Raw genomic sequence first — 10733 nt, 5'->3', positions numbered from 1 at the left:
CGGGGCGTGATGCCTCGGCGGCGGCCGCTTCGTCGTGCGGACGACCCGCGCTTCCCCGGTGCGCGCGGGGCTCCGGTGCGTCAGGCGCCGTGGCGGGTGGCGTTGGCGTGGATGGCGTCGCGGAGGTGCTCGGCCATGCCGGGGCGGATGGCCTCGTAGAAGGCCTTGAACCGCTCGTCCGCCACGTACATGTCCGCGAGGCCCCGGTGGATCTCGTAGGTGCACTCGTAGTGCCGGCGGCAGATCTGCTGCCGGTGCTCCTCGGCCAGCTCCATGGCCTGCTCGCCCGACGGCTCGGCGCCGTCCTCCATGAGCGCCGCGTAGCGCTCGCCCCACTCCTTCGCCTCGTCCTGGATGCGCTGCCAGTCCGCCTTGGTGTAGCGGGCCGCGCGGCGCTGCGACTCCTTGTACGCCTCGGTGTCGCCCCAGCGCCGCTGGACCTCCTCGGCGTACTGGTCGGGGTCGTGGTCCCCGAACACCTCGAACTTCTCCTCGGGCGTGAGGTTGATGCCCATCTTCCTGGCCTCCATGGCGTGTTCGACGGCCTCGGCCATCTTCTGCAGTTCGGCGATCCGCGCGGTCAGCAGATGGTGCTGGCGCCGCAGGTGCTCCTGCGGGTCCGCGTCCGGGTCGTCGAGCAGGACCGCGACCTGGTCGAGCGGGAAGCCGAGCTCCCGGTAGAACAGGATCCGCTGCAGCCGGTCGAGGTCCTCGTCCTCGTAACGCCGGTGACCTGCGTGGCTGCGGCCGCTCGGGGAGAGCAGCCCGATCTCGTCGTAGTGGTGCAGCGTGCGCACCGTGACCCCGGCGAAACCGGCGACCTGTCCCACGGAATAGCTCATGGCCCGTCCCGCTCCTTCCTTCGGTACGCCCTCAAGCCTGGGTCCTCACGCGGCGTGAGGCGCAAGCCCGGTTCTCCCGGGTGCCTCAGGCGCGGTCGCCGGGGTGCGGGGTGCCCGTCGCGTACGGGTTCTCCTGACCGTCCGCCAGGACGCCGACGAACGGCTCGCCCTCGCCCGCGAACGTGTACGCGCCGCCCTCGATGCGGTCGATGAGGCCGCGCGTCCAGGCGGCGCCCGCGTCGGCCTGGTGCAGCCACAGGTTCATGATCTCGCCGATGTGGCCGAGCTGCTCGGGCCCGCCCTCGGGCGTGTAGTCCTCGGTGACCGTCGTACGCCACCGCTCCAGGCCCTCGATGCGCCGCCGCAGCAGGGCGACGGCCTCGTCACGCGGCAGGTCGACCAGGAAGCCGAGGGCGGCCGTGAGGCTGTCGGGCTTCTGGTCGTACGCCGTGAGCGCCTCGCGCAGCAGCGCGAAGAACTCCTCGCTGCCCTGCTCGGTGATCTCGTACTCGGTGCGGGGCGGGCCGCCGGCCGTGCTGGGGGCGGTCTCGTGGGCGCGCAGCAGTCCCTGCTTGGCCATCTGCTTCAGCGCGTGGTAGATCGACCCGGGCTTGGCGTTGGACCACTCGTGGGCGCCCCAGTACTCCAGGTCGTTGCGGACCTGGTAGCCGTGCGCCCGCCCGTGCTGGCGCACGGCCCCGAGGACCAGCAGCCGGATCGCCGACATGTCCCTACCTTCCCTTCCCACCCGGTCGTCAACTTTGACTAGGGTACGGGCAGGGCGGCTGCCGTCACATCACGGTGCGGCCGTCCAGCGACTCCCGGATGATGTCCGCGTGGCCGGCGTGCCGGGCGAACTCCTCGACCAGGTGCAGCAGCATCCACCGCACCGAGACGCTGGTGTCCTTCGGGAACCAGGGCGCCTCGGGCAGCGGGAAGGTCACGTCCAGGCTCGGCGCCGAGCGGATGAAGCCCTCCAGCTCCTTGGCGACACCGTCCCAGAACTCCAGCACCTGGGGAATGGTCTCGCCGTCGAGCAGCCGGAACCCGTCCGCCCAGGCCTCGTCGCTCTTCGCCTGCTCGTTGGGGGTCTGCTGGGCCAGGCGGAGCCAGTTGAGCTCCACGTTGGCTGCGTGCTTCAGCAGCCCCGACAGGGACAGGGCGCTGACGGTGGTGCGGCGCGCCGCCTGCTCCTCGGTGAGTCCGTCCACCTGGTCGCGGAGGGCGGCGCGCTGGCCCTCCACGTAGGAGAGCAGCGCGCCACGCTCGTCGCCATGTACTTCAGCGGGTACGAGACCGGCCATGACGAGGTCCGCCTTTCGTCGGGTGCGCGCGGCGGGCGTTTCCCGCCGCGAACTGACACCCCGCACCCTATGGACCAATGAGGTCAACCACTGTCCTATATCGGCCTGCTGTGACCTCATTCGACTCAGAACGGGAAGCGGCTGCGCCCGTGCTGGATGGAGATCCACTTCTGGGTGGTGAACGCCTCGACGGTCGCTTCGCCGTTGAGCCGGCCGATCCCGGAGTGCTTCTCGCCGCCGAACGGCACGATCGGCTCGTCGTGGACGGTGCCGTCGTTGATGTGGATCATTCCCGTGTGGACGCGCCGGGCCAGGCGTACCCCGCGCTCGACGTCGCCCGTGTGGACGGCTCCGCTCAGCCCGTACGGGGTGTCGTTGGCGATCCGTACGGCCTCGTCCTCCCCGTCGAACGGGATGATCAGCGCCACCGGCCCGAAGATCTCCTGGCGCAGCACCGCAGCGCCGGCCGGCAGGTCCGTGAGCACGGTCGGGGCGACCACGTTGCCCTCGGTGCGGCCGCGGAGCAGTGCCGTCGCGCCCGCCGCCACGGCCTGCTCCACGACCGACGTGACGGCGTCGGCCTGCGAGGAGTTGATGAGCGGCCCGAGGTGGGTCGCGGGGTCGGCCGGGTCGCCGGTCTTCAGCGTCCGCACCTTGGCGACGAACTTCTCCGTGAACTCCTCCGCCACGGACCGGTCGACGAGCACCCGGTTCGCGGCCATGCAGACCTGCCCCTGGTGCACGAAGCGGCTGAACACGGCGGCGTCCACGGCGTAGTCGACGTCCGCGTCGTCGAGCACGATCAACGCGCTGTTCCCGCCGAGTTCGAGGACGGCGTGCTTGAAGTGCCGCGCGCAGACCGTGGCGACGTGCCGGCCGACGCGGTCGGAGCCGGTGAAGGAGATGACCTTCGGCACCGGGTGTTCGAGGAGCGCGTCGCCGATCTCCGCGATGTCGGTGATGACGACGTTGAGGAGGCCCGGCGGAAGGCCCGCGTCCTCGAAGATCTTCGCGACGAGGCTGCCGCCGAGGATCGGGGTGTTCTGGTGCGGCTTGAGCACGACGCCGTTGCCGAGGGCGAGGGCCGGGGCGACCGACTTGATCGACAGCAGGAACGGGAAGTTGAAGGGGCTGATGACCCCGACGACACCGACCGGCACCCGGTAGAGGCGGTTCTCCTTGCCGTCGACCGGCGACGGGAGGATCTGGCCCTCGGGGCGCACCGCCAGACCGATCGCCTCGCGCATGAACTCCTTGGCCAGGTGCAGCTCGAACGCCGCCTTGAGCCGTGTGCCGCCCAGCTCCGCGATGATCGCCTCGGTGATCTCGGCCTCGCGGTCCTCGATCAGCCGCAGGGCGCGCTCGAAGACGGCGCGCCGCGCGTACGGACTGGTCGCGGCCCAGGCGGCCTGCGCCTTCTCGGCGGCCCGGTAGGCCTGGCCCACCTCGCCGACGGTGGCGACGGTTATGGAGGCCAGCTTCTCCTCGTTGTACGGGTTGAAGTCGATGATGTCCCACGAGCCGCCGCCGGCCCGCCATTCACCGTCGATGTACTGCAGGGCCAGATCTGTGAAGTAGGACATGCCATCCCTTCCGAAGGCCTTTTCGTGTGGCCCGTCGGGCCGCAGCAAGGGCTCGTGACGAGACGTCATCCTACTTATGGGTCAGATGAGTTGGAGGAGTCCTCGGAGAAGGTCGCGGCTCTCCTCGGGCCCGGGGCTGTCCGCGCGGAGCCGCTCCATGGCCCGCTCGTACTGCGTGACCTCCTCGCGCTTGTCGAGGTAGAGCGCGCCGGTGAGCTGCTCCAGGTAGACGACGTCGGACAGGTCCGACTCGGGGAAGCGCAGCATGGTGAACGCCCCGCTCTCGCCCGCGTGACCGCCGTAGCTGAACGGCATCACCTGGAGCGTGACGTTGGGCCGCTCCGAGATCTCGATGAGGTGCTTCAACTGGTCGCGCATGACGGTCCGGTCGCCGTACGGGCGGCGCAGCGCGGCCTCGTCGAGAACGGCGTGGAACTGCGGGGCGCGCTCGGAGACGAGTACCTTCTGGCGTTCGAGCCGGAGCGCGACCCGGCGGTCGATCTCGGCGGCCGGCGCACCGCGCATGCCGCGCGCGACGACCGCGTGCGCGTACGCCTCGGTCTGCAGCAGGCCGTGGATGAACTGGACCTCGTAGATGCGGATGAGCGAGGCCGCGCCTTCGAGTCCGATGTACGTCTGGAACCACCCGGGCAGCACATCGCCGTAACTGTGCCACCAGCCCGCGATGTTCGCCTCGCGGACCAGGCCGAGCAGGGCGGCGCGCTCCTGCTCGTCGGTGACGCCGTACAGCGTGAGCAGATCCTCGACGTCGCGCGCCTTGAAGCTCACCCTGCCCAACTCCAGTCGGCTGATCTTGGATTCGGACGCCCGGATCGAGTAGCCGGCGGCCTCGCGGGTGATGCCGCGCGATTCACGCAGCCGCCTCAGCTGTGAGCCCAGCAGGATGCGCCGCACCACGGAACCGCCCGATTCTGTCGCGGTCACGTCTCCAACCCTCCCCATCGCTGATGTGTACGACGGAGCACCCCCAAGCCCCGAGGAAGCGGATTCTGCCACCAAAACGCTTCACCCCGTACTCGAACGATTACAGAATGGCGAACACTTCGGCCACCGCCCCGAGATGAGCTTCGGGAAGATATGGCCAAGAACCATCACGGGGCCGGACACGTCGGGCGCGTGCACGTGCATCTGCCCTTGCATCCGCCCCTCCCATTCGCAACCATGGTGCCCGCGCACCTGCGTAGTCGTTCGTGTTGTAGCACCACAGCCGCGAATCCCGGGAGTGCCTCGCATGGGGACGAATGGATCGACCATGCTCGAGCCGTTAAGGCAGGGGCTTCCTCCGATCGACGCCGCGTCCGTCTCCAGTTCCGCGTCCTGTGCGCTGCCGCCCCGGTACGAAGCCGTGCGAGGCGCACGGCAGTTCACCGACACGACCCTGGCGCAGTGGAACCTCAGCGACCGGTTCGACGACGTGGCGCTCGTCGTGTCGGAGCTGGTCACCAACGCCCTGCGGCACGCGCTGCCCGCCGACACGCCGCGGGACCAGCCGCAGGAGGCGCCGGTGCGGCTGCACCTGATGCGCTGGGCGAGCCGGCTCGTCTGCGCGGTGCGCGACCCGAGCCCGGACACGCCCGCCACCAGGACGGCCGCCGAGGACTTCGCGGCGGAGTCGGGGCGCGGGCTGTTCCTGGTGGAGTCGTTCAGCGACAGCTGGGGCTGGCATCCACTGGCGGGCACGCTGCACGGCAAGGTGGTCTGGGCGCTGTTCCGACTGCCGGACAAGGCCTAGACAAGGCCTGGGCAAGGCCTGGCGGCGTATTCGACGCGACTTGAAGGGGCTCCGTTCGACGGAGCCCCTGTTTCGTAGGGGACGCATGGTCAGCCGTCCCGTACGGACGGGCGGTCAGCCGCCGACGAGGTGGTCGAACTCGCCGTCCTTCACCCCGAGCAGCAGCGCCTCGATCTCCGCGGGCGTGTAGACGAGGGCCGGGCCGTCCGGGTGCCGTGAGTTGCGCACCGCGACATTCCCGCCGGGCAGTTTGGCGAACTCCACGCACGAGCCCTGGGAGTTGCTGTGCCTGCTCTTCTGCCAGACGGCCCCATGAAGCTCTGTGGCTGCCATGCCGTTGTACACGTGGTGCACAGGACGCTCCCCGAGTCACATGAGTTACATGTGTGATTGATGATGCAGGTGTCAACTATCCGGGATCATAGCTGCGTTCATATGCAGATGCATGGGCAGATGCACGTGCACGAAGGGTGTTCTTCCCACTACCCACTCCTTCAGACGCGGCCGCGCCGCCGCAGGCTCCCTCCACTTGTACGCATACGGAAAAAGGGGCCCTCCACGCGCGCGTGGCGCGTGGAGGGCCCCTGGAAGGGCCCGGGGAGGAGGGGGCCCTGATCAGCGGGCCGCCGACGAGTACGGCAGCAGTGCCATCTCGCGGGCGTTCTTGATGGCGCGGGCGAGCTGCCGCTGCTGCTGGGCGGTGACACGCGTCACGCGGCGGCTGCGGATCTTGCCGCGGTCGGAGATGAACTTCCGCAGCAGATCGGTGTCCTTGTAGTCGATGTACGTGATGCCGGCCTTGTCCAGCGGGTTCGGGCGGGACTTGGCGGGCTTGCGGTCGGCGGCGCGGCGCGGGGGCATGGGGTCAGACCTCCAGGAGGGTGTCGAAGGCGGGCGGGAGCCGCTTCCAGGCCGTACGGCCCGCGGCGTACTCCGCGTCGGTGAGCAGGCAGGAGTCGAGGAGCTCCGCGAGCCCCTCGCGGTCCAGGCCCGGCGAGGTGAAGACGAGGTGCTGGCAGCGGTCCCCGTGCTCCGGGTCCCAGTCCAGGGCGGCCGCGGCGCGGCGTACCGGCGGGACCATCTCCCAGGCGGCGTCCGGCAGGGACGCCAGCCACGGACCCGCGCTCTCCACGCACAGGGCGCCCCCTGCGGCGTCCCAGTGCAGCAGCGTGTCCGGCCGGTCGGCGAGCCAGAACCGGCCGCGGCTGCGGGCGGCGGCGCAGGTCAGGTCCTCCAGCGCCGCGTACAGCCGCCCGGGGTGGAAGGGGCGGCGGCTGCGCCACACGTACGTGCCGACGCCGGCCGCCTCCGCCTCCTGCGGGAGCAGCGCGCAGGCCGGGTGCTGGGCGGCCGCGGCGGCGTCCACGTCGAACCCGGCGAGGACGGCCGCCGCCAGGTCCCCGTCCGGTACGGCGACGTGGCGGGCCGTCGGGTGGAGCTGGGCGAGCAGGGCGCGGTCCTCGTCGTCGGCCTCGTCGCTGTCCAGGACGGCGAGCACGGGCGCGTACTCGAGCTGCCGCGCCCAGGTGTCCGCGACCGTCCGCTGGTCGGTGGCGGCGGCCGCGAGCCCGGCGTCCGACAGGTCGTCGCCGTTGCCGAGGTACGGCAGGACGAGCGCCGGGTCCACGGCCGTGACGACACCGGTCAGCCGCAGGCCCGCCGCCGCCACGACCTCGGCCATCGCCTTGGGCTCCACCGAGTCCCACAGCTCGACGACCGCCAGCCGGGTCAGGCCCGCGTCGGCGAGCCGCTCCAGCTCCGGCACCAGGTCCTCGCGCAGGGCGCAGCAGGCGCAGTCGTTGACGAGCGGGGTCTCGCCCGTGGACAGCACACCGGTCGCGTCGCGCACGGTCCGTACGACGGTGCCCCGTTCGGGGGCGGTGGACAGGTCGTGGTGGAGCGCGACGCTGCCGGGGACGGTGGTGAGCAGCCGCTCGACGGCGGCCTTCCGGGCGTCGGCGTGCAGTCCGCCGACGACCGCGACGGACAGCGCGAGGGTCGGCATCAGCGGCCCCCGCGTCGCCCGTAACGCTGCTCGAACCGCTCGACGCGTCCGGCCGTGTCGAGGACGCGCGCCTGCCCCGTGTAGAAGGGGTGGCTCGCGGAGGAGATCTCGACGTCGACGACCGGGTAGGTGTTGCCGTCCTCCCACTCGACCGTCTTGTCGCTGGTCATGGTCGACCGGGTGAGGAAGGCGAAGCCTCCCGCCTTGTCGCGGAAGACGACGGGGCCGTACGGGGGGTGGATTCCGGACTTCATCGGTGGGCTCAGCGCTCCTCTCGGAAGTCGACGTGCCGGCCGACGACCGGGTCGTACTTGCGCAGGGTCAGGCGGTCGGGGTCGTTCCGGCGGTTCTTGCGGGTGACGTAGGTGTAGCCGGTGCCGGCTGTGGACCGGAGCTTGATGATCGGGCGGAGTTCGTTGCGGGCCATGGAGCTAAGATAAATGGAAATGGTTTCCATTACCAAAGCCAGTCCCCGAGAGGTAGGTCACCCTTGTCCGCCCACTGCCAGCTGACCGGCGCACAGCCGGGCTTCGGCAACCGCATCTCCCACTCGCACCGGCGCACGTCGCGCCGCTTCGACCCGAACATCCAGCGCAAGCGCTACTGGCTGCCGAGCGAGGGCCGGTACGTCCGGCTCACGCTCAGCGCCCGGGCCATCAAGACCGTCGACACCATCGGCATCGAGGCCGCCGTGGCCCGGATCCGTGCCCGAGGGGTGAAGATCTGATGGCGAAGAAGAGCAAGATCGCGCGCAACGAGCATCGGAAGGCCGTCGTCGAGCGGTACGCGGCGCGCCGCGCCGAGCTGAAGGAGCTGATCCGCCGCCCCTCCACACCGGAGGCCGAACGGCTCGCCGCCCAGGCGGAGTTGCGCCGCCAGCCGCGCGACGCCAGCCCGACGCGCGTACGCAACCGGGACGGCGTGGACGGCCGGCCGCGCGGCCACCTGCGGAAGTTCGGCATGTCGCGCGTACGGGTCCGTGAGCAGGCCCACGCGGGCTTCCTGCCCGGCGTACGCAAGTCGTCCTGGTAGCAAGGCCGGTAGCGGGGCAAACGGTCGCGGCGGCGACCGGGCGCCCCTGATAGCTTGGCGCGGTCTTTTCAACCTACAAGGGGGACTTGATCGTGCAGAAGCTCGTACGGAACGGTGCGGTGGCCGTGGCCGCCCTGGCCTCGGCCGTCGCACTGACCGCCTGCGGCTCCGGCTCCGGCAAGAGCGACGACGGCGGCAAGGGCGGCGCCTCCACGGCGCCGTCCGCCGCCGCCTCGTCCGGTGGCCACGAGGGCCACGCCGACGTCGCGCTCGCGGACGTCGAGGGCGCCTGGATCTCCGCCGACGGCGGCAAGCCCGTGAGCCTCACCATCGGCCAGGGCCAGGCCGCCCTCGTCGCCGACGGCGGCGTCTGCCAGGGCCCCGTCAAGGAGGGCGAGCACCTCGAACTGGCTCTGGTGTGCAAGGACGGGGGCACGGACCGTACGTCGGGCACGATCGAGTCGGCCGACGGCAAGCAGCTCGTGGTGGCCTGGGCGTCCGGCAAGAAGGACACGCTCACGAAGGCGGGCGCCGTGCCGACGGGCCTGCCGACCGGACTGCCGACCGGGCTGCCGACCGGGCTGCCGTCGCTGCCGCCGCAGCCGTAGTACCCCTGGTGCTCGACGCGCCGCGGCGGTCCACCATCCTGCGCGGCGCGTCGAGCCGCCCCCCTTCGAAGCGTCGTAGCCCCTTCGTTACCCGCGTCGTTACCTTCGCCCACCCGCCCGTGGGCGCCCCGTGCCATGCCTCTACGGTGTGCCGGTCACCGACACAGGGGGCCGGGCCGTCACGCGTGCCCGGACGTATGGAGGGGAAAGCACATGAAGCTCAGACGCATGGCCGTCGTGGCCGCAGCGGCCGTCGTCAGCCCGGCCGCCCTCACGGCCACGCCCGCGTTCGCCCAGAACAACCCGGCGGTCACCGTGCCGGACGCGGCGCCCAAGGAGGACACGGCACCCGCTGCGGAGCAGGTCTACGGGGAGGCGCCGGACATCTCGTTGTCGGTCCCGCCGTCTTTCGAGCCCGGCAGCCCGCAGGAGCTGTACGCGACGCTCGACAACGGGGATCGCGCCGCACTGCCCGGGTACACCCCTGTCATCGGCATCTCCGACAAGACCGGCGCGCTGAGCGCCTCGCACATCACGGTCGAGTCGCGCGGCGCCGACGGCCGGTGGCAGCCCGCCAAGCTCCGCCCCGCCGTCGGGCAGGGGAGCTTCGAGTTCGAGCTCGCGGCGTTCGAGGTCCCGGCCGACCAGAGGCACTTCCTGGACGTACGGGTGGGCTTCACCGCGGACGCCCCGGCGGTTCCGCTGGAGTTCTCCATCTTCGGGACGGCCGACACGGCGCAGGGCCGGGTCGTGTCCGCCACCAGCCGGTACAGCACCGAGATCGACGGCGGCGAGGAAGAAGCCCTCGTCGGCCCGAAGCTGACGCTGACCGGGCTTCCCAACGCCGGGTTCGTCGCCGGGGCGGACTGGCACGAGTTCGTGATGCACGTCGACAACACCGGCGTCGAGTCCCTCGACGAGTACTACGTCGCCATGAACCTGACCCGCTACTTCGGGCAGGGTGAGTGGCTCACCGCCTCCCAGATCCAGGTGGAGGCCTTCGGCCTGGACGAGAACGACACCGAGGGCTGGTACCCGGTGGACGTCGAGGGCACTGAGGACGTCCACGGCATGGTCGTCGGGGTTCTCCCGCTCGACGCGGACGAGAAGACCGAGATCAAGCTGCGGCTGCGCTTCACCGGCGACACGGCGCCGGGTCCCATCGGCATCCACACGCTGGGCTGGACCCAGTTGGAGTCGGGCGAGTGGATGTCGTCCGGCACAGTCAGCTACCAGTCGACGGTCACCGCCGCGCCCGCGGAGGCCGACGACGACACCGACGGCAACGACAGCAACACCGGCGGCTCGGGCAACACCGGCGACGAAAACGGCAGCACCGGGGACACCACCGGCGGCGACGGCACCGGCACCGGCACCGGCACCGCCGGGAACGACCCCAAGCCCGCCACAGGCGGCGCCACGCAGGTCACCAACACGAGCACCACCAACACCACGGCCACCGCCACCACCACCGGTGGCCAGCTCGCCGAGACCGGCACCGACGCCGCCACCTCCTGGACGCTCGGCGCGGCCGGCGCCGCCGTCGCGATGGGCGCGGCCTTCGTCGCCGGTACGGGCCGGCACCGCCGCCGCACCGAGGCGTAAC

At 71.1% G+C, this 10733-nt stretch carries 15 protein-coding genes; 5 read left to right on the top strand and 10 right to left on the bottom strand.

Annotated elements, in window-relative coordinates; translation table 11 throughout:
* Positions 1–80 precede the first annotated feature (80 nt).
* The 5 genes from HTZ82_RS01865 to HTZ82_RS01845 all read right to left on the bottom strand — a co-directional run bounded on the left by HTZ82_RS01865 (position 81) and on the right by HTZ82_RS01845 (position 4674).
* Entirely contained in the window at positions 81–842 is a 762-nt protein-coding gene (locus HTZ82_RS01865; RefSeq protein WP_175407483.1) for a MerR family transcriptional regulator, read from the bottom strand.
* An 85-nt stretch (positions 843–927) separates the two neighbouring features.
* On the bottom strand, positions 928–1569 hold the full coding sequence (locus HTZ82_RS01860) for a PadR family transcriptional regulator (RefSeq protein WP_175407482.1): 642 nt from the start codon (positions 1567–1569) through the stop codon (positions 928–930).
* A gap of 64 nt (positions 1570–1633) precedes the next feature.
* On the bottom strand, positions 1634–2146 hold the full coding sequence (locus tag HTZ82_RS01855) for a DinB family protein (RefSeq protein WP_175407481.1): 513 nt from the start codon (positions 2144–2146) through the stop codon (positions 1634–1636).
* 125 nt (positions 2147–2271) lie between these two features.
* Positions 2272–3729, bottom strand: coding sequence for an aldehyde dehydrogenase family protein (locus HTZ82_RS01850; protein WP_175407480.1), 1458 nt, complete (start codon positions 3727–3729; stop codon positions 2272–2274).
* A gap of 81 nt (positions 3730–3810) precedes the next feature.
* The gene (locus HTZ82_RS01845) at positions 3811–4674 is read right to left on the bottom strand and encodes a helix-turn-helix transcriptional regulator (protein WP_175407479.1); all 864 of its coding nucleotides are present in this window, start codon (positions 4672–4674) and stop codon (positions 3811–3813) included.
* 307 nt (positions 4675–4981) lie between these two features.
* Between HTZ82_RS01845 and HTZ82_RS01840 the strand changes: the two genes are divergently transcribed.
* On the top strand, positions 4982–5482 hold the full coding sequence (locus HTZ82_RS01840) for an ATP-binding protein (RefSeq protein WP_175407478.1): 501 nt from the start codon (positions 4982–4984) through the stop codon (positions 5480–5482).
* Between the two features lie 114 nt (positions 5483–5596).
* On the opposite strand, the gene HTZ82_RS01835 is transcribed toward HTZ82_RS01840, so the two are convergent.
* The 5 genes from HTZ82_RS01835 to rpmG form a co-directional block, all read right to left on the bottom strand.
* Entirely contained in the window at positions 5597–5836 is a 240-nt protein-coding gene (locus HTZ82_RS01835) for a DUF397 domain-containing protein (protein ID WP_175407477.1), read from the bottom strand.
* 261 nt (positions 5837–6097) lie between these two features.
* Positions 6098–6343 (bottom strand): 30S ribosomal protein S18, encoded by a 246-nt coding sequence (gene rpsR / locus HTZ82_RS01830; protein WP_175407476.1) that lies wholly within the window; start codon positions 6341–6343, stop codon positions 6098–6100.
* A 4-nt stretch (positions 6344–6347) separates the two neighbouring features.
* The gene (locus HTZ82_RS01825; protein ID WP_175407475.1) at positions 6348–7487 is read right to left on the bottom strand and encodes a GTP-binding protein; all 1140 of its coding nucleotides are present in this window, start codon (positions 7485–7487) and stop codon (positions 6348–6350) included.
* Positions 7487–7741, bottom strand: a complete 255-nt coding sequence (locus HTZ82_RS01820; protein ID WP_175407474.1) for a type B 50S ribosomal protein L31 — start codon at positions 7739–7741, stop codon at positions 7487–7489. The genes HTZ82_RS01825 and HTZ82_RS01820 overlap by 1 nt, the downstream gene beginning before the upstream one ends.
* Before the next feature lie 8 nt (positions 7742–7749).
* Positions 7750–7914, bottom strand: coding sequence for a 50S ribosomal protein L33 (gene rpmG / locus HTZ82_RS01815; protein WP_026252351.1), 165 nt, complete (start codon positions 7912–7914; stop codon positions 7750–7752).
* 63 nt (positions 7915–7977) lie between these two features.
* On the opposite strand from rpmG, the gene rpmB reads away from it, so the two are divergent.
* From rpmB to HTZ82_RS01795, 4 genes are all read left to right on the top strand, one after another.
* On the top strand, positions 7978–8214 hold the full coding sequence (gene rpmB / locus HTZ82_RS01810) for a 50S ribosomal protein L28 (RefSeq protein ID WP_175407473.1): 237 nt from the start codon (positions 7978–7980) through the stop codon (positions 8212–8214).
* Positions 8214–8519, top strand: coding sequence for a 30S ribosomal protein S14 (gene rpsN, locus HTZ82_RS01805; protein WP_175407472.1), 306 nt, complete (start codon positions 8214–8216; stop codon positions 8517–8519). Before rpmB ends, rpsN begins: the two co-directional genes overlap by 1 nt.
* 92 nt (positions 8520–8611) lie before the next feature.
* Positions 8612–9127 (top strand): hypothetical protein, encoded by a 516-nt coding sequence (locus HTZ82_RS01800; protein WP_175407484.1) that lies wholly within the window; start codon positions 8612–8614, stop codon positions 9125–9127.
* A gap of 213 nt (positions 9128–9340) precedes the next feature.
* Complete coding sequence (locus tag HTZ82_RS01795; RefSeq protein ID WP_175407471.1) at positions 9341–10732, top strand: hypothetical protein; 1392 nt, start codon at positions 9341–9343, stop codon at positions 10730–10732.
* The last annotated feature ends 1 nt before the right edge of the window (position 10733 follow it).

This window comes from Streptomyces sp. TRM64462 (assembly GCF_013362995.1).
Lineage (GTDB): Bacteria > Actinomycetota > Actinomycetes > Streptomycetales > Streptomycetaceae > Streptomyces.
The sequence above is the reverse complement of the archived record's forward strand: the minus strand, read 5'-3'. Positions and strand labels throughout refer to the sequence as shown.